The organism is Candidatus Cloacimonas sp., from assembly GCA_035403355.1.
Lineage (GTDB): Bacteria > Cloacimonadota > Cloacimonadia > Cloacimonadales > Cloacimonadaceae > Cloacimonas.
Window position 1 is genome coordinate 77,645 of the sequence record DAONFA010000001.1, and the last position, 17,999, is coordinate 95,643.

A 17,999-nucleotide genomic window follows, 5' to 3' on the forward strand; every position below is an offset into this window, starting at 1 on the left:
GGGAGAGAGAAATGACCTATTTATATGTAGTAATCGTGTTTGCGATTCTAATCCTGGCTTTTATTTCCAGGGGGATGATTATTGTGCGTCAGGCAAGCGTGGTAATTGTTGAACGCTTGGGTAGGTATTATCGGACTTTGGAATCCGGAATTCATATCATTATTCCGATATTTGATAAAACCCGTCCGATTCATTGGCGTTATAACAAAACTGATTATCGCGGGAATGTAGTAGTTGTTAATAAAGTGGAAGATAGAATTGATTTAAGGGAAAATGTGTATGATTTTCCGCGGCAGAATGTTATTACCAGCGATAATGTTTCCATTAATATCAATGCCTTACTCTATTTTCAGATTACAGACCCCTATAAAGCTGTCTATGAAATCGGCAATTTACCTGAGGCAATTGAAAAACTAACTCAGACCTCCTTGAGAAATGTAATTGGTGAATTGACATTGCAGGATACTTTAACCTCTCGCGATGCTATCAATGCCAAATTGCGCGATATTTTAGATGAAGCAACTGATAAATGGGGCGTGAAAGTTAACCGCGTAGAAATGCAGGAAATTGTGCCTCCCGAAGAAATTAGAACGGCTATGGAAAAAGAAATGCGCGCTGAACGCGATAAAAGAGCCAAAATTTTACAGGCAGACGGGGAACGCGAATACCAGATAAGAGTTGCCAACGGAGAAAAGCAAGCCCGGATTTTACGGGCAGAAGGTGAAGCACAGGCAAAAATACTGGTTGCAGACAGCGAAAAGAAAGCAATATTACTAATTGCCGAAGCAGTGAAAGACACAAAAACAGACCCGGCTCAATTTCAAATTGCCCTTAGATATGTGGAAGCGTTTAAAGAGATTGTAAAACAGGGAGATAAAACAGTTGTTTTACCCTACGAATCATCTGCTCTTTTAGGTAGTGTGAAAACCCTGGGAGACATCTTCCAAAAATGATTTATCAGGAAAAGCTAACCAGCAGAAATAATTTTGGATAGCAGGAGTCGTCACTGCCCAAAAGGCAATCAATTTTATTCCATATCATTTGGTAGTGAGGACTCCTGCCACAAAATGGAGGAGAGGAGTAAACCTGCCGGGTAAGATTAATATTTACATATTCTTTTGATCTGGAGAACCTTACCGTTAATACAAAGGCGGGCAAAATAAATGCCTGCGGCTACATTTTTACCTTTTGCATCACAGCCATTCCAATTATATTCTACAACTTCATTTTTTGCAGAATTGCCTCTGAAAGTAGTAACTTTTTGTCCTTTAAGGTTATAGATTTCAATTTTATGCTTATTGGAACGGGGAACCTTCACTTGCAACAGCAAATTACTGTGCATAGGATTAGGATAAGCATTAAACATAGCTGTCTCAATTGCAGGAATATAGGGATCATCAATAGCAACAGGCAGGGAAGCGACCCCGCGGTAGAGTTGATAATAATCCGGTTCTTCATTTTCTCCTTCCGTAAACAGCATAAAAGTTACTTCCAAAGTGTTCTGCTGACGAGGTTGTAAACAAAGCTTACTTTGAGAGTGAATTTGAGGTTCCAGAAAATCCAGTTGCCAGGTCTCTACAGGAGTTAATGTGCCGTCATTGTTTAACTTCCGAAGGTTAATTGTCCTATTGGATTCCAGAGTAGCAAGAAGAATATCTCCGTTTTCCAAAACAGCAACATCATTCATAGCCGAAAAGACAGGTAAAGATAGAGAATTGATAACAACATAGTTTTCATCGGTAAAAACATTTATTTTCAGTTCCCTGCTGCCGTTTGTTTCTTTTTCCTGATGAATCAGCAGAGCATTATCTGCCAGGATATGCAAGCCGGAAATATTGCCCTGGTCTTTCGTCAGCAAGGTTAAATTCTCAATTGAGGGTAAATCTCCTGTCCGGGCAGCAAGAACATCATTGGTAGCAAAATATGCTTTATCTCCTTTACGGACAAAACATTTACTGTGAATTGGTTTATATTGCGGGACACAATCAACTTCTGCAAAACCATTTAAATTTTCTGTTGTGGACCAATCGCCTACTGAAATTCCCAGTTTCCAGGGATAAAAAACCGGGTGATTAGGGTCTTCAAAACCCCAGCCGAAACGATTATCTGCGTGCTGAATCTTTTTATAACCAATACTTGGTCCTAATACACCTGGATAATCTTGGGCGCCTAAATAAATACCTGTTGGAGAATCAGTATAAGAAACAGAAGAATTTCCTCCGCAAAAGTCATTATCGGGATTCCATAAACCACCTGAAGGAATTTCATAATCATATAAAGCCCTGTGTAAAAACCCATAACGGATTTGATTGATGGCACCCCAAACTTGAATAGTACCCCTTTCCAAATAAGGATGAGCTTCTGGCCAAAGGGGATTATACCAGGGTAAATCTAATAGAGGAAGCCAGGGATTTGCAGAGGTCTGAGGATAATAATAGCGATGTAAATCAATCCAGGTATAAAGAGAATCCCCAATTAACACATCGGGCATTGAGGGATGCGGATGCTGATATTCAAAACTGAAAACACCTTCCTTCAGGGGATTATCCGGTTCTTCTGCTAAAGCATAAATATCGGCGTAATAATTACCGGGATTAGCATCAGGAAAGCAATTGGGATGAATTCGTTCATTCGTTACAGGATCAACATAACCGTATTTGAGGAGAACACATTTTTCTGAAACAAGCTTAACGGAATCGTTAGGATTATTTTCAGGTGATTCTCCCGGAACTGTTCCACTTAATAAAATCTCACCAATAATCATTATTGTATCTGTAGCACACCAAACTTGATGACCGCTGAAAGTTCCTTTGATCCAAAGTTTGGAATTTACAAAAAACCCCCTGTTATTACAATGCCCAAAGGTAGCATTTGGAATCCAGATAGTATCACAAATCGTAAAATGATTAGTAAACAATGGTGGTTCTTCAATACCTACGGGATAATTTGTCCAGACATCTGTAAAGGTGCGATGTGGAAGTGTAATTTGTCCTACATAAGCAATGCAGTTATCTCCCTGGACATCTACCAGTAAAATACGATTGGGATCATAATCAGCAGGACCTACCCATAGATAATTCTCCCTGGCAAACGAGAAATTGGAAAACTCCAAAGGAGGGGCATTTTCTATTAAACCCCCTTGAAATACAGAATCTAAAGGAAATGCTGTTGGAACACTGTTAACATTACCTGAAATAATCACCGGCTCGTGGAAAGTTGGCCAACCATTATTTGTTCCTCCACCTGCTTGTTTGATATTTATATCTGAATTACAACGAACGACACCCTGAACATCTGCAAATCCGTAAAAATAGGTATTAGTTTGATTCGGACTTAAGAAATCTTTGTAATAAATATGCACTGGTTTAAAGTGTTCCGGCTCCTCCGGCTGCAAATACTGTTCCTGATCCCATTGCGGATAGGGAACTTTTAAGGCAAACTGTCTCAAAAGTCCGTTATATTTCTCTATATAAGGACTGCTTTCAAAAGTATTCCAGTTTTGGGAAATACTCCAGGAATTGCCCGAATTAGAACTTTGAGCATATTGGCTGATATGCTCTTCGTGATTATTCCAGCTGACAATTATTTCTTCCGGACTGTAAAATAAAGTCGGTTCCGTATAGTGAAACAAAGAACTATCTACAATACTGCTTTGCCAGGTTTGACCTCCATCATAACTGATTTGGAAAAGAAGATGATAATACAAATTGTTATTTTCCGACCGCCGGGCTAATACATAAGCCAAGGTATCGCTTTTTGCATAACAACCAAGCTTACCGGCAAAAAAACTATCGCCCATACTATTTACCGGACCAAGCTCTGCCAAAAGAAAAGCAACACTAAGCGCTATCAGAATGAATAAACAATACTTTTTCATTGTATCCTCCTGATACATATAATCTTTATTTTTAAGGAAGCACTATTTATTCCAGAAGCAGCATATATTTATCTGTTAAATAAATAGATACATCAATTATTGCAGGTGTTCAGGGAAATTGAGAGTATAGCAGATAAGTTAGCTAAAAAAGAAGCCGCTGTTTAAAGCGGCTCCTGTTTATTAGATTGACGGGTTTACTATCAAAGTTGCTTTATTACTGATTTTCCGGGGAAATAAGCAGCATCATATAAATCTTCTTCAATGCGGAGCAGCTGATTATATTTTTCCATTCGTTCACTACGGGAAAGCGAACCGGTTTTAATTTGTCCGGTATTTAAGGCAACTGCCAAATCGGCAATAAAAGTATCTCCTGTTTCGCCGCTACGATGGCTTACAACTGTTGTCCAGCCAGCTTTATGAGCCATATTTATGGCATCAATGGTCTCGGTAACGGTTCCGATTTGATTTAGTTTAATCAAAACGCTATTGGCTATGTTATCTTTAATGCCTTTGGCAATAATTTCGGGATTAGTAACGAAAACATCATCGCCAACAATCTGAATTTTATTACCCAGTTTGGCATTCATTTTTTTCCATCCGCTCCAGTCGTTTTCTGCCAAGCCATCTTCAATAGAGCAAATAGGATATTTAGCAATCATACTTTCGTAATATTTAATCATCGCGTCGCTGTTAACTTTCTTTCCTTCAAACAAATACTTTCCATCTTTAAAGAAACTGCTGGCAGCGGCATCAATAGCCAGGTAAATATCTTTTCCAGGAATATAACCTGCTGTCTTAATTGCCTCTACAATTACGATAAATGCTTCTTCGTTTGATGCCAGATTGGGGGCAAAACCACCTTCATCACCAACGGAAGTTACTAAACCGCGTTTTTTGAGAATTGCTTTGAGAGAATGAAAAACCTCAGCATTCATTTGTAACGCCTGCTTAAAACTTTTTGCCCCTAAAGGCATAACCATAAATTCTTGAATATCAACATTATTATCGGCATGCGCTCCACCATTGAGAATATTACTCATCGGCACAGGAAGGGTATTGGCATTAACACCTCCCAAATAACGATATAAAGGCATATTCAGCTCCATAGCAGAACCTCTGGCAACAGCCATAGAAACCGCTAAAATGGCATTAGCACCAAGTTTGGCTTTATTGGGTGTTCCATCCAGAGCAATCATCATCTTATCAATGCTACCCTGCATCAGAGAATCCATTCCTAATAACTTATCAGCGATAATATTATCAATATTGGCTACTGCCTTCAGAACTCCTTTGCCTCCATAGCGTTTTTTATCGTTATCACGAAGTTCTATAGCTTCGCGTTCACCAGTGGAAGCACCGCTGGGAACTGCCGCTCTTACAATAAGATCACTATCTAATTGGACTTCTGCTTCCACAGTTGGATTTCCCCGGGAATCCAAAATTTCGCGTCCGATAATGTAAAGTATGTCAGACATTTTATCCTCCTATTGGTTTTTTTCCTTATATAACGAATGAGGTTTTTTGGCAAGGAAAATCTGAAAAGGCAGAACAAGGGATGATTTATTTCACGCAGATTACGCAGATTACGCAGATTACGCAGATTACGCAGATTTTATTGATTTTTATCTATGCAGTTATTAATCGTAAGTGACAAAAGCCCTCAACTCTTCGCCCTCTGCTCTCTGCTTTTACCCTCTCAACTATTTTTCTATATTTATGTTATTTACTCCGAGTTTTACTTTAACCACCTGTAAAATAATTACCTACAGAGCTTGTGTGGAATAGAATATACACAAACCAGTTTGTGTTGCATAAATTGCCAAATATGCAACACAAGCTCTATATCCTCTTTGTTTATAGATGGTTATAATTTTATTTCACAATGTTATAAAGAGCTCTGAACATAAACAATCCTGGCATTCTTCCTCTGCTCTTTTGGATTTCTATAACGATTTTTTAGCTACGATGTTTATTGGGCGTTATACTTATTTTCGCTGCCGCTTCGCTACTAAATAAAAAAAGACCCTTCCGGTGAGGGAAAGGTCTTTTTCTGTATATAAGTTATAATCGGATTAATACATATCGCCCATATTAGGATTGGGCATCGGCATTGGGGGTTCGGGTTCTTTAATATCCGTAATAATGCATTCCGTAGTCAGCATCAAGCCAGCAATGGAAGCAGCATTTTGGATAGCTGAGCGAACGACCTTGGCAGGGTCAATAATACCGGCTTTGAAGAGGTCTTCAAATTGTCCGTTAGCAGCATTGAATCCCATATGAATATCGCGGAAGTTCTTCAGTTTTTCAACAACCACGGCGCCTTCTTCACCGGCGTTGGCGGCAATTTGATATGCCGGTTTTTCCAGTGCTTTAGCCATAATATCCACAGCCATTTTTTCTTCAAAAGCTAAGCCCTTCAGCTGTTTGAGAGCTTTTGCAGCTTGAATAAGGGTAACTCCACCACCGGGAACAATTCCTTCTTCCACTGCGGCGCGAGTAGCATGCAGAGCATCATCCACGCGGGCTTTCTTTTCTTTCATTTCGGTTTCGGTAGCGGCCCCGATTCTGAGGACGGCAACTCCGCTGGAAAGTTTAGCAAGGCGTTCTTGCAGTTTTTCTTTATCGTAATCGGAAGTGGTCTCTTCAACTTGTGCTCTAATCTGTTTAATTCTTCCCTCAACTGCTTCCGGATCACCAGCTCCTTCACGAATAGTAGTGTTTTCTTTATCTACGATTATCTTTTTGGCGCGTCCCAGATCGCTCATTGTGGCGCTATCCAGTTTGCGTCCCATTTCTTCGGAAATTAAAGTGGCTCCTGTAAGAATTGCAATATCTTCCAGCATTGCTTTGCGGCGATCGCCAAAACCGGGAGCTTTAACGGCAACTACATTTAGAATTCCGCGCAATTTATTTACTACTAATGTAGCCAGAGCTTCGCCTTCAATATCTTCTGCGATTATAAGCAGAGGGCGTCCGGTTTGGGAAACTTCCTGCAGAATAGGAAGCAATTCTTTCAGGGCGCTTATCTTTTTGTCGTAAAGCAAAATAAAAGATTCTTCCAGTTCTGAAATCATCTTTTCCGCATTAGTTACAAAATAGGGTGAAATATAACCCCGGTCAAATTGCATTCCTTCCACTTTTTCCATTCCGGTATCAATGGATTTTGCTTCTTCAATATTGATGATCCCTTCTCTGCCAACGCTATCCATAGCTTCTGCAATCAGAGCTCCGATTTCCGAATCGTTATTAGCGGAAATAGCAGCAATTTGAGCAATTTCTTCACTGCTTTTAATTTCCTTGCTGAATTCCTTAATCTTATCCACTACAACTCTCGTTGCCTTTTCCAAACCGCGTTTCAGATACATTGGATTAACGCCGGCGGTTACATGTTTCAAACCCTCTTCAATAATTGCCTGAGCTAAAATTGTAGCTGTAGTAGTTCCGTCGCCAGCTGTGTCATGGGTTTTTTCTGCAACTTCTTTACAGAGCTGAGCGCCCATATTTTCGTATTCACCTTCCAGCTCAATTTCTTTGGCGATGGTTACACCGTCGTTGGTGATTATGGGAGAGCCAAATTTTTTGTCTAATACAACATTTCTACCCTTAGGACCAAGGGTAACTTTTACGGCATCAGCCAGTTTATCCACTCCGCTTTTTAAACTTGTGCGGGCTTCATGTGCATACTGCATTTGTTTTGCCATCTTGTTTTTCCTCCATAAGATCAGTATTTTAATTTTGGTTTCTTAGCAGTCAATACTTATGAGTGCTAATATTATTATAGCCGAAATTCTGTCAAGCGCAAATTAAATTTTTTGTCTTGATAGCAGTTATCCTATCCAATTCTCCAGAGTTTTCGGGCTGATTGTAAGAGTTTTGCTCACATTATAGCCTGCGCTGAATGTTTTAGAAAAAGTTACCTTGCGCCGGGGATTCCATTTCATTTCGTAAGCAGAAAAAGTATTGTTTTCTTCTTCAATATAATCAATTTCCTGTTTGGAAGTAGTTCTCCAGAAATAGGAATGCACATTCAAACCGTGATTCGCAAGATATTTTCGGCGTTCACTAACTGCAAAATTTTCCCATAATGCGCCTACATCAGTTCGGGAATTGATTTCATTGAAATTACCCGTAATAGAATTAAGAATGCCATTATCCCAAAAATAGACCTTAATTCCCCGTTTAATCTCATTGCGTAAATTTCGTGATAGAGCAGGTAGGCGGTGAATAATAAATGCTTTCTCCATCAGGTCTATATATTTTTCTACGGTCTGATTATCTGCGCCGGCTAATTGAGCTATTTCATTATAGGAGACCTCATTTCCTACTTGATAAGCCAATGCTCTGATAATTTTTTCCAAAATTGGAGGTTTCTTTATCTGTCCTAAAAGGAAAAGGTCTTTGAATAGATAACTGTCAGCAAGTAATTTGAGTAAAGCTTTTTCTTCAGATGGTTTTGTAACTATCTCAGGGTAGTAACCATAAATCAAACGCTGCGGAATTAATCTGTTTTCTTCCAGTAATCCATTATGAACAGTCATTTCTTCGTAAGCCAAAGGGTAAAGCTGATATTGGTATATTCTTCCGGTTAAGGGCTCTTTAATTTTCCCTGCCAGGTCTAAGGCAGAAGAACCACTTGCAATTACTTGAATTTCAGGATAGTTATCTACCAAAAGCTTAATCGCTATACCAATATCATTTAAGCGCTGAGCTTCGTCTATAAAAACAATTCTTTTATTACCAATCAAAGATTTAAGCCGGGAAGAAGTTATGCCCGTAAATATATCTCTTACATCCGGTTCATCACCATTAAAAAAGTAATACTCATTTGCATAGTCCTGCAGAATGTAATTAATTAAAGTGGTTTTACCGCTTTGACGCGGACCTGTAATAATTATTGCTTTCCCTTTAAAGAAGTGCGCCTTAATCTGTTCAGTGATATATCTGGTTATCATATTTACCTCTATGATGATAGATAAACAATAATCCTTTGTTTCCGGGTTGCCGTAAATCTGTCAAGTAAAAAATTGCTGATATTGCGATTCAAATCGCAGAATATTATAATATTTTGCGATTTGAATCGTAATATATAAGGGTAACTCAATCACCCAAATTAAAGTAACGAAAAGGAATTTAGTTGTAAATTCGGCTTATTTTCCGGTTAGCTTCAGCAGTTCCTGATAGAGTTGATTGATATCCTCTTCGGCAATTACCTGATCGTATTCGCTATCTTCAAGTTCTTCGGTTAAATCAAAAGCTGTTTCCAGAGCAATCAGGGCATTCTTATAGTCCTTAAGTTCATAGAGGGTTTTAGCATACCAGAGGTAGGCATCGTAATGTTCTTTATTGGTTTCAATTGCCATTTCCAGGGATTTTTTAGCGGCATCATACTTTCCGCTTTTAAAGAGTGCTTCTCCTTTATGACGCCAGGGGCAGCTCCATTTTGGGGTTGCTTCGTTCAAAAGGTTATAAATACTTATGGCATCGGCATATTTATCCATTTCCAGATAAAGATTTGCCAGGGCAAAGCGTTCGCCGGGTTTTAAATTATCTATATCCGCTTTTGCCAATTCCATTAACCTTAATGCCTCCAAATTGCAGATATAGGCAAGATTCAGTTTTGCCTGCATTCCGCTATTTTCTTCTTTATCAAGTTGGAGGAGATAATTAACTGCCTGTTGATAGGTCTCCAAAGTTTGATTTTGCAAGTATAAAGTTACCGGTGATTCCTGTGCGAGACAGAAGATAAAAACAAGTAATCCCAGAGTTATCAAAGATAGCTTTTTCATTTTCTTAATCCTTTTTATTCGTAGCGACAAAGATATGCCGTCTGTTCTTGCACTTTTACCTGGAATTTTTGCTGTGCAGCAACGGTGAATGTTTCGCCGGTAATAAAGTCCTGCCAGTTTTCCTTGCCTGGTAACTGGACAGTTAATTTTCCAGAAATAACGGTCATTCTTTCAATTGTATTAGTGCCAAATTCAAATTCTCCGAGGTCCATCACTCCTACAGTGAAATTGCCGTCCTCGTTTTGAAAAGCGATGGATTTAACCTTGTCGGCAAAATATTCGTTGGTTTTTAGCATCGTTATCTCCCTTTAGAATTCTTAATTATAGGGCGTTATTCATTTTAGAATAAAACTTAACGGATAAAAAAATGGCTCCGGAAGAGGGGTTCGAACCCCCGACCTAGTGGTTAACAGCCACCCGCTCTACCGCTGAGCTATTCCGGAACAATTTTCAAGGATACCTAATCTTTTCAGCCGTGATTTTTGTCAATCAGAATTTTTGTAAATGCGGAAAAACGACATCTTGTCGTTTGTTGTGGTTGATGAGGACATCAACCCTCCGGAAGAACGACATCTTGTCGTTCCACTTGCAACCGAGCTATTTCTTTATTACGCTTTTTTCAGTAACGAGATGGAAAAACCTATCTGGTTGACCAGGAGGTCAACCCTCCGGAAGAAAGACATTATGTCGTTCATTTTGGTTGATGAGGACATCAACCCTCCGGAAGAACGACATTTTGTCGTTCCACTTGCAACCGAGCAATTTCTTTATTACGCTTTTTTCAGTAACGAGAAGAGCATCCTGCCTTGGTTGATGAGGACATCAACCCTCCGGAAGAAAGACATTTTGTCGTTCATTATGGTTGACCAGGAGGTCAACCCTCCGGAAGAATAACATTCTCCTACTCTGCGGAAAAAGAGTTCTCCGGTTACTATTTAATACTTTCTTGTTTTACTTTTCCGAGACCTCTTTTGCCTTGAAGAAAACGCTGGTTACCAGCTCAATAATGAAACCGTATAAAATTCCTAAAGCCCAGGTCAGGAAAAATATTCCCCATTTACCCATGCCTGCAATTGGTTGAGCCATAGCACTTAAAGAGAAAGGCAATCCTACAATCAGTCCCATCAGTAAGCCGTGTAAAAGCCAATTAATTTTGCAGGCACTGATACCTATAACAAAACCAATCAACACGCGGCTCACGAAAATATTGGCAAGCACTTTCTTCGCTAAGGGCTCAGGGCTTACTGCTGATGCAATTAAACAGGCAATAATCCCTAAAATTATTCCCATTAAAACGGCGATGTAAAAACGCTTGGTAGTCATATTAACCTCCCATTGTCGTGTTACTTATATTATAATGCAAAAGAAAGAATTAAGCAAATAATATTTTTTTCAGCAGGAATGTAATATCAGGGTAAGTTCTTTGCCTTTTTAATGGATATCTAAGTTACTTATATCTGGACTAAAACAATCATTCCTCAGAAAAAGCAATTTCCAGGATGAGGTCTTCCTTGTCTTTTCGGGTATCGGCTATTTGATAGGCATTCAAAATCAATTTCGCTGTTTCTTCTGCCTCGTTTTTATCTGCACAGTGAATTTCTCCTATTTTATCACCGCTTTTAATTTCATCTCCAATTTTGGGATAGAGCATAGCGCCGGCTCCATAATCCAGGGTATCAGTTACTTTTTTTCTGCCTGCTTTAATATGCACTAAGGCATAGCCAATAGCCCTGCAGTCAATTTTATGCACCCAACCGCTTTGTTTAGCTATAATTGGATAAATTACCGGTGAGGAGGCAAAAAGGGAATAGTCCTCCAGCACTTTTGGTTCCCCACCTTGAGCAATAATTATTTCCTTTAGTTTTTCTAATGCCTTTCCGCTGGCAACGGCTTCATCAATCATCGTTTTTGCCTGTTCAAAATCCTTTGCCTTTCCAGCGCTGATGAGCATTTGAGCGGTTAAAACAGTAGTAAGTTCATAGGTATCGGGTAAATAGTTTCCTTTTAAGTATTCAATTGCCTCAATCATTTCCAGAGCATTTCCAACCGCATGTCCCAAGGGAGCATTCATATTAGAGAAGACCACGGTCACTTTTTGACCGAAGCTTTTTCCGGTTGTCATCAATAATTCAGCCAGTTCTTTAGCTTTTCTGACATTGGGCATAAAAGCACCGCTGCCTATTTTTAGGTCAATCACCAGGTGCTTTGTTCCTTCAGCGATTTTTTTGCTCATTATGCTGGCAGTTATTAATCCAGGACTTTCCACGGTAGCGGTTACATCTCTTAAGGCATATATTTTTTTATCGGCAGGAACAAGTTCTGAGGATTGCCCTGCTAAAGCAAATCCGTGGTTTTCCACCAAGGCCTTGAATTCCTGCAGAGAAAAGGAAGTTCTAAACCCCGAAATGGATTCCAGTTTATCTAAAGTCCCTCCTGTATGTCCTAAGCCGCGTCCCGAAATCATTGGCACCAGCAAACCTAAAGAAGCAGCAATTGGAGCCAGCATCAAGCTGATTTTATCTCCCACGCCTCCAGTGGAGTGTTTATCGGCAACCGGCAGACAATTATCAAAATTGATAGTACCTCCGGATTCAATATAGCACTGCGTTAAAGCGGATATTTCTTCAGGATTCAAGCCCTGCAAAAAGCAAGCCATCAAAAATGCGCTCATTTGGTAATCGGCAATTTCGTCCTTCAGATATCCTTGGACTAAATAGGCAATTTCCTCTGCAGCAAGAGCATAGCCATCGCGCTTTTTAATTAAAAGTTCCACGGGATTTTCTTCTTTCATAGTTTTAACCTCTAACTGGTAACGAGTTTAGAACGAATGTAACCGCTGAAAATATCCATCGCCCAAACAATTAAAGCAATCAACCACATTATTAAACCTACATTTCTCCATGCAAGCATTTGCTGCTGTTGATATAGTGCCAAACCAATTCCACCTCCGCCAACAAAACCTACCACCGTAGCCATTCGGATATTCATATCCCAGCGGTAAATGGTAAAAGCCAAATAGGGAGATAAAATTTGGGGTGTAACTCCAAAACGCCATACCTGTAAAGTTGAAGCACCCGTTGCTTTGATAGCTTCAACAGGACCGGGGTCAATATTTTCAATCTGTTCGCTGTATAATTTTATCAGAGCGGCAATGGAATGTATCCATAAAGCGAGCATTCCGGCAAAAGGGCCGATGCCTACCCAAACGCAAAAGATTATAGCCCAAACAATTGCCTCAATACTTCTGAAAACTGTGGAAATAGTGCGGATAATAAAATAGATAATCTTGCCGATAACGGAATGGAACATTAAATTTTTGGCAGCAAAAAAGGAGAGCACAAATGCAAAAGGAATAGCAAAAACAGTAGCCAGTAAAGCCAAATAGATGGTTTCTACCAAAGCGCCCAGCATTGGGACAAGTTCTTTCAAATTCGGACTGAAAATGCCTTTAAGGATGGAACCGGTATTGGCTGCCTGGGTAAAAAAGGCAACCGGTTTTACATCCACAATCACCCAAGCCATAATAAAGGTTATGCCGATTACTATTGCCAGCTCTACTTTCCAGAACCAACCGCTAACTTCAGGGATGGTTATTTTGGCTGCTATGTTATTCTTGCTTAGTGAAATAAGAATAGCTATAAGCAAAGGAATAAGAAAGATAATATAGCTGCTTGCGGAAATACTGAATATCCGCAATAAAAACCAGCAGATACAGGCAAAAATATATAACCAGAGGGCATATTCAATACCCAAAATTTTCATCTTCTTTAACATAGGACAATTTTTAGATACAGATTTATCCAGTCAAGGAAAAAAGCCGAAGAGTAGTGAGAGAACGGCAGCAACATTCATCTTTCGTCATCTTCTCTTTTATTGCTTGCTGGTTTTGTGTTTCTTTAACAATTCTTTAACGCTTCCTTAACGCCGTTAAGGCATTGTTAAAGAGTCGTTAAATCAGCATTAAAGGCACGGGTAAGGACGAGGTAGAAAAGATTCAGGGATGAACAGGTAGCTAAAGCTTTTAAACTATCCTGTCTGTCAGCCATCGCAGGAGGAATAAGTTACTTTTCACCATAGCGGAAATGGCATCCTAACACTTGCGCACAAAACATAGCTACCGGTGATAAAAGTTGACTTTTTGCCAAACTCGTTTATTTTATCTATTAAAAAGTAGTTGTGACCTTACAAAGAAAAAGGTTGACTAACCTGTTGGAGAAAAAAATGTGTCGTCAAGTGGTTAATAAAATGCTTTCAGATATCCGTAAACAAAGAGAATCCGGTTTAGTAAGAAATCGGGCTGTGCTTATCATTTTCTTCCTTTATATATTTTCCTTTGCTTGTAGCGCTATCTTTGCCCAAGAGAAAAGTGAAGAATATTGGGAAGTTAAAAATTGGCAAGAACCCGGAGATGCCATTCCTTTTAAGGAACTGGTTTTAAAAGACGAGGTATATTTTTATAAGAACAAACCCTTCACCGGTATTGCGATAGAACGCTATGCCAATGGCGGTTTACAGCGAGCCGTAACATTTGCCGATGGAAAACAAAACGGGCAAATGCTGATGTGGTATCCTGATGGCAACCCGCAAATGAGCGCCTATTATGTGAACGGTTATTTACAGGGTCGCTTTTTGGGTTGGTATGTTAACGGCAGTGTGATATATGATTTGATGATTAACAAAGGAGCTTACGCGGGTGATAATCTTCTGGATGAAGATGAAACCCGGGAAAGTTCAGAAGAGGAACAAGGAGAAGGAGAAAGTCCTGATAATGACCAAAGTAAAGAGTAAAAACAATTATCTGGCTAAGTTTCAGGAAATGAAACGGGAGGGAGAAAAGATCTGTATGCTTACCGCTTATGACTATGCGATGGCAAAATGCATTTCTGCCACTGCCATAGATCTCATTTTGGTAGGAGATTCTTTAGGGATGGTAGTTTTGGGCTATGCGGATACGCTGCAGGTTACTTTGGCAAATATGATTGAACACTGTTCAGCTGTCCGCCGGGGAGCTCCCGATGCTTTTATTATAGTCGATATGCCCTATCTGACATATCATCTTTCGGAACAGCGAACCCGGCAAAATGCCGCTAAGCTAATCGTGCAGAGTAAAGCTGATGCCGTTAAACTTGAAGGCGGTTCTTTATCCAGGGTGCAAGCCATCAAAGCGATTGTAGATATGGAAATTCCCGTTTGTGCGCACTTGGGTTTAACTCCTCAATCTATTCGTAAATTTGGTGGTTATCTTGTGCAGGGGAAAAAACCGGAAGAACAAGAGGAACTTATTAACCAGGCAAAAGAAGTGGAAAAGGCGGGTGCCTTTATGCTTGTTCTGGAAGGCATTCCGGAACTTTTAGGCAAAGAAATAACGAAAGCAGTGAGCATTCCTACTATTGGCATCGGAGCCGGAAGATATACTGATGGTCAGGTTCTGGTTTATCACGATTTACTTGGCTATTCGGATATGCAACCTAAATATGTTAAGCAATATGCAAATTTAAATAATGACATCACGGAAGCGATAGAATTATATGTGCAAGAAGTGAAAGACAGGGCTTTTCCCGCTAAGGAAAACATCTATTTCCCCATTACATAGTTTTTTTATATTAAGATGAAGCTATTTAGTAATTCTAAGGGAAATCCTGTTTACACTATAATGAAAAACGGGGTCTCATTCTATAAATGATATTACCGAACAATAAAGAAGGATAAGAAAAATGCCGAAAAAAGTAAATGCTCCCGAAGCAATGAGTGCGGAAGAAAAATTGAATGCCTTAGCTAATTTGAAGGATCAGCTGGAAGAAAATTTTATCTCTCTCGGTCAGTTGCTCTCTGAAATCAGGCGTTCCAAATTATATCTCTATAAAGGGTATGAGAATTTCAAGGACTTTGTGGAAACGGAATATCAACTTTCCGGAACAATGGCAGGGAAACTGATGTCTATCTTTGATCTTTTCATTGAAGAGATGGATATAGATGAAGGCGAAGTGAAGGAAATCGGTTTTGATCGCCTGCAGGTTATTAAACCTTTTATGAAAAATGCGGACTGGAATGTGCGCGACGAATGGGTTCATAAAGCCGAAGAGATGCCCTATAAAGAGCTCCGCGACCATATAAAAGAAATGAAACAAAAAGAAAAAGAAGCCAATGTGGATTTGAAAGAGGTCTATATTGAGCAATATTTGGAGAAAATGATTGGATGGTTTAATTGTTCCCGCAAAGAGCTTAATTTCAAGCTTGCTCTCTATTTTCAAGATGCCGATCTGGATGAAATTAAAAAGATCGTCAAAGAGCGCCAACACCTCTTTGAACTTGAAACACAAACCAAAAAGGAGTAATATCCAATGAAACAAATGCACATACTCTGGGTTGACGATGAAATAGACCTGCTTAAACCCTTTATCCTCTTCCTGGAAGAAAGAAACTATCCCGTTGAGACCTGTAACAACGGAACCGACGCTATTGAAAAAGTAGTGGAAAATAAATATGACCTGGTAATTTTAGACGAAATGATGCCAGGTTTGGATGGTCTTTCCACTTTGCAGGAAATTAAACGCATCAATCCCGCTTTGCCAATTGTAATGGTTACTAAAAGCGAAGAAGAGGGCTTGATGGATAAGGCGATTGCTTCGCAGATTTCGGATTATTTAATTAAACCCATCAACCCTAATCAAATTATTATGGCAATTAAAAAGATCTTCCAGGCAGATGAAATTCGAGCCAATCAAATTGGACAACAATATACCCGTTTTATTGCAGAATTGAATCAAAAGCTTTTTGCCACCCCCGATTGGAATGAATGGAGCGAAATTTATCGGGAACTTAGCTATTGGGAATTGCAAATTGATCAGGTGAACGATGAGGGCTTACGCCAAACTCACTTTCTGGAAAAACGCAATTGCAACACGGAATTTACTAACTATGTGGAACGCAACTATAGCAATTGGCTGAAAAGCGATGAACGACCTAACCTTAGTTTTGACCTGATTTCCCAATATATAGCTCCGCATTTTGAAGAAAACCTGCCCATCTATTTTATTATTGTGGATTGTATGCGTCTGGATCAATATCTGGCAATCCAACCCTATATCCAGGAATTATTTGACGAAGAATTGGAACTCTATTATTCCATTTTGCCAACTGCCACCCCCTACAGCAGAAATTCCATTTTCAGTGGTTTAATGCCTATTGATATTGCTAAACGCTTTCCCGATTATTGGGTAACTTCCAGTGAAATGGATAACAGCCGGAATCGCAATGAACATCAATTGCTGGATGAACATATTGAAGAACTTGGCTATAAGCTTGATCCTACCAGCAAATATGTTAAGATTTTCAATATGGAAGAGGGTAACTTCGTCCTACGCAAAATTGAAACCTGGAATAAAGAAAACCTGATTGTCCTCGTCTATAATTTCCTTGATCTTTTAGCACACCATAGAAGCAGAGACCAAATTCTACAGGAAACTATTCCCAATGAAGAAGGTCTGCGTGCCTTCACTAAACACTGGTTTTTGCATTCCTCACTCTATGAAGCTCTGAAACTGATTGCCAAACAAGATGCGATTGTAATTCTTTCTACAGACCACGGTTCCATAAAAGTAAATCGCGCTACGCAAGTGATTGGTGATAAAGATACTTCGGTAACAGTTCGCTATAAAGAAGGTAAAAACCTGTCCGTTAATGAACGCCACGCTTTGTTCGTAAAAAAACCCGGCGACTATGGCTTACCTACTAAGAGCATTGTGGATAACTTTATCTTTGCCAAGGACGATTACTATTTCGTGTATCCTAATGCCTATCACCAATATCAGAAACAGTTTAACGGCACTTTTCAACATGGAGGTGTCTCTATGGAAGAAATGATTCTACCTCTTGCTATCTGCCGAACCAAAAAAAAGTGAGATGGTGATTGGCGAGATGGCGAGATAGCGAGATGGCGAGTAGTGAGATAGCGAGATGGCGAAAAGCTTTTTTCACAAAGAGAAAAAGAGAGAAAGAGAAATGAGGAAAAGAGTTAATAATCGGAGAAACGACGTCCTCGTCGTTTCCTGTAATACTTTACAGGGAAGACGATATAATAAAGAAGAGCTATTTTCACAAAGAGAAAAAGAGAGAAAGAGGAAATGAGAGAAAGAGGAAAAGAGAAAAAGAGGAAAAGAGAAAATAATCGGAGAAACGATGTCCTCATCTATTCCTGTAATACTTTACAGGGAAGATGATATAATAAAGAAAAGCTTTTTTCACAAAGAGAAAAATTGGAATTTCACAAAGAGAAAAAGAGGAAAAGAGAAAATAATCGGAGAAACGATGTCCTCATCTATTCCTGTAATACTTTA

16 protein-coding genes and 1 tRNA gene are annotated in these 17,999 nt (G+C 39.4%); 7 read left to right on the plus strand and 10 right to left on the minus strand.

Annotated elements, in window-relative coordinates; all coding sequences use genetic code 11:
- Positions 1–11: 11 nt before the first annotated feature.
- Complete coding sequence (locus PLE33_00280) at positions 12–953, plus strand: SPFH domain-containing protein (protein HPS59683.1); 942 nt, start codon at positions 12–14, stop codon at positions 951–953.
- Positions 954–1,099: 146 nt separating this feature from the next.
- Here the strand turns inward: PLE33_00280 and PLE33_00285 are convergent, their stop codons facing one another.
- Both PLE33_00285 and eno read right to left on the minus strand, forming a co-directional pair.
- Complete coding sequence (locus PLE33_00285; GenBank protein HPS59684.1) at positions 1,100–3,877, minus strand: T9SS type A sorting domain-containing protein; 2,778 nt, start codon at positions 3,875–3,877, stop codon at positions 1,100–1,102.
- A 200-nt stretch (positions 3,878–4,077) separates the two neighbouring features.
- Positions 4,078–5,352: a phosphopyruvate hydratase gene (gene eno, locus PLE33_00290; GenBank protein HPS59685.1), complete on the minus strand. Its 1,275-nt coding sequence runs from the start codon at positions 5,350–5,352 to the stop codon at positions 4,078–4,080.
- A gap of 385 nt (positions 5,353–5,737) precedes the next feature.
- On the opposite strand from eno, the gene PLE33_00295 reads away from it, so the two are divergent.
- Positions 5,738–5,893: a hypothetical protein gene (locus tag PLE33_00295; GenBank protein ID HPS59686.1), complete on the plus strand. Its 156-nt coding sequence runs from the start codon at positions 5,738–5,740 to the stop codon at positions 5,891–5,893.
- Positions 5,894–5,949: 56 nt separating this feature from the next.
- Here the strand turns inward: PLE33_00295 and groL are convergent, their stop codons facing one another.
- The 5 genes from groL to PLE33_00320 all read right to left on the minus strand — a co-directional run bounded on the left by groL (position 5,950) and on the right by PLE33_00320 (position 10,106).
- Positions 5,950–7,578 carry a chaperonin GroEL gene (gene groL, locus PLE33_00300; protein HPS59687.1) on the minus strand — a complete coding sequence of 543 codons (1,629 nt, stop codon included), beginning with the start codon at positions 7,576–7,578 and terminating at the stop codon, positions 5,950–5,952.
- A 126-nt stretch (positions 7,579–7,704) separates the two neighbouring features.
- Entirely contained in the window at positions 7,705–8,829 is a 1,125-nt protein-coding gene (locus tag PLE33_00305; GenBank protein ID HPS59688.1) for an ATP-binding protein, read from the minus strand.
- Between the two features lie 195 nt (positions 8,830–9,024).
- Positions 9,025–9,663, minus strand: a complete 639-nt coding sequence (locus PLE33_00310; protein ID HPS59689.1) for a tetratricopeptide repeat protein — start codon at positions 9,661–9,663, stop codon at positions 9,025–9,027.
- 14 nt (positions 9,664–9,677) lie between these two features.
- Positions 9,678–9,959 (minus strand): pyrimidine/purine nucleoside phosphorylase, encoded by a 282-nt coding sequence (locus tag PLE33_00315; protein HPS59690.1) that lies wholly within the window; start codon positions 9,957–9,959, stop codon positions 9,678–9,680.
- Positions 9,960–10,031: 72 nt separating this feature from the next.
- Positions 10,032–10,106, minus strand: a tRNA-Asn gene (locus PLE33_00320).
- A 91-nt stretch (positions 10,107–10,197) separates the two neighbouring features.
- On the opposite strand from PLE33_00320, the gene PLE33_00325 reads away from it, so the two are divergent.
- Positions 10,198–10,557 carry a hypothetical protein gene (locus tag PLE33_00325; GenBank protein ID HPS59691.1) on the plus strand — a complete coding sequence of 120 codons (360 nt, stop codon included), beginning with the start codon at positions 10,198–10,200 and terminating at the stop codon, positions 10,555–10,557.
- Positions 10,558–10,614: 57 nt separating this feature from the next.
- On the opposite strand, the gene PLE33_00330 is transcribed toward PLE33_00325, so the two are convergent.
- From PLE33_00330 to phnE, 3 genes are all read right to left on the minus strand, one after another.
- Positions 10,615–10,986 (minus strand): hypothetical protein, encoded by a 372-nt coding sequence (locus PLE33_00330; GenBank protein ID HPS59692.1) that lies wholly within the window; start codon positions 10,984–10,986, stop codon positions 10,615–10,617.
- 148 nt (positions 10,987–11,134) lie between these two features.
- Positions 11,135–12,454 (minus strand): thymidine phosphorylase, encoded by a 1,320-nt coding sequence (locus PLE33_00335; GenBank protein ID HPS59693.1) that lies wholly within the window; start codon positions 12,452–12,454, stop codon positions 11,135–11,137.
- An 11-nt stretch (positions 12,455–12,465) separates the two neighbouring features.
- The gene (gene phnE, locus PLE33_00340; GenBank protein HPS59694.1) at positions 12,466–13,437 is read right to left on the minus strand and encodes a phosphonate ABC transporter, permease protein PhnE; all 972 of its coding nucleotides are present in this window, start codon (positions 13,435–13,437) and stop codon (positions 12,466–12,468) included.
- A gap of 447 nt (positions 13,438–13,884) precedes the next feature.
- On the opposite strand from phnE, the gene PLE33_00345 reads away from it, so the two are divergent.
- From PLE33_00345 to PLE33_00360, 4 genes are all read left to right on the plus strand, one after another.
- Positions 13,885–14,451, plus strand: coding sequence for a hypothetical protein (locus PLE33_00345; GenBank protein ID HPS59695.1), 567 nt, complete (start codon positions 13,885–13,887; stop codon positions 14,449–14,451).
- A complete protein-coding gene (gene panB / locus PLE33_00350; protein ID HPS59696.1) occupies positions 14,432–15,256 on the plus strand; it encodes a 3-methyl-2-oxobutanoate hydroxymethyltransferase in 825 nt (274 codons plus the stop codon). Before PLE33_00345 ends, panB begins: the two co-directional genes overlap by 20 nt.
- A gap of 121 nt (positions 15,257–15,377) precedes the next feature.
- A complete protein-coding gene (locus PLE33_00355; protein HPS59697.1) occupies positions 15,378–15,998 on the plus strand; it encodes a hypothetical protein in 621 nt (206 codons plus the stop codon).
- A 6-nt stretch (positions 15,999–16,004) separates the two neighbouring features.
- Positions 16,005–17,564, plus strand: coding sequence for a bifunctional response regulator/alkaline phosphatase family protein (locus tag PLE33_00360; protein HPS59698.1), 1,560 nt, complete (start codon positions 16,005–16,007; stop codon positions 17,562–17,564).
- The last annotated feature ends 435 nt before the right edge of the window (positions 17,565–17,999 follow it).

What these genes read in the sequence shown, in the direction of transcription:
- PLE33_00335 (HPS59693.1), bottom strand. Translation starts at nt 12,454, where the DNA reads ATGAAAGAAGAAAATCCCGTGGAACTTTTAATTAAAAAGCGCGATGGC.
- panB (HPS59696.1), top strand. Translation starts at nt 14,432, where the DNA reads ATGACCAAAGTAAAGAGTAAAAACAATTATCTGGCTAAGTTTCAGGAA.
- PLE33_00310 (HPS59689.1), bottom strand. Translation starts at nt 9,663, where the DNA reads ATGAAAAAGCTATCTTTGATAACTCTGGGATTACTTGTTTTTATCTTC.
- PLE33_00285 (HPS59684.1), bottom strand. Translation starts at nt 3,877, where the DNA reads ATGAAAAAGTATTGTTTATTCATTCTGATAGCGCTTAGTGTTGCTTTT.
- PLE33_00295 (HPS59686.1), top strand. Translation starts at nt 5,738, where the DNA reads ATGGTTATAATTTTATTTCACAATGTTATAAAGAGCTCTGAACATAAA.
- PLE33_00345 (HPS59695.1), top strand. Translation starts at nt 13,885, where the DNA reads ATGTGTCGTCAAGTGGTTAATAAAATGCTTTCAGATATCCGTAAACAA.
- PLE33_00305 (HPS59688.1), bottom strand. Translation starts at nt 8,829, where the DNA reads ATGATAACCAGATATATCACTGAACAGATTAAGGCGCACTTCTTTAAA.
- eno (HPS59685.1), bottom strand. Translation starts at nt 5,352, where the DNA reads ATGTCTGACATACTTTACATTATCGGACGCGAAATTTTGGATTCCCGG.
- PLE33_00280 (HPS59683.1), top strand. Translation starts at nt 12, where the DNA reads ATGACCTATTTATATGTAGTAATCGTGTTTGCGATTCTAATCCTGGCT.
- PLE33_00360 (HPS59698.1), top strand. Translation starts at nt 16,005, where the DNA reads ATGAAACAAATGCACATACTCTGGGTTGACGATGAAATAGACCTGCTT.
- PLE33_00315 (HPS59690.1), bottom strand. Translation starts at nt 9,959, where the DNA reads ATGCTAAAAACCAACGAATATTTTGCCGACAAGGTTAAATCCATCGCT.
- PLE33_00355 (HPS59697.1), top strand. Translation starts at nt 15,378, where the DNA reads ATGCCGAAAAAAGTAAATGCTCCCGAAGCAATGAGTGCGGAAGAAAAA.
- PLE33_00330 (HPS59692.1), bottom strand. Translation starts at nt 10,986, where the DNA reads ATGACTACCAAGCGTTTTTACATCGCCGTTTTAATGGGAATAATTTTA.
- groL (HPS59687.1), bottom strand. Translation starts at nt 7,578, where the DNA reads ATGGCAAAACAAATGCAGTATGCACATGAAGCCCGCACAAGTTTAAAA.
- phnE (HPS59694.1), bottom strand. Translation starts at nt 13,437, where the DNA reads ATGTTAAAGAAGATGAAAATTTTGGGTATTGAATATGCCCTCTGGTTA.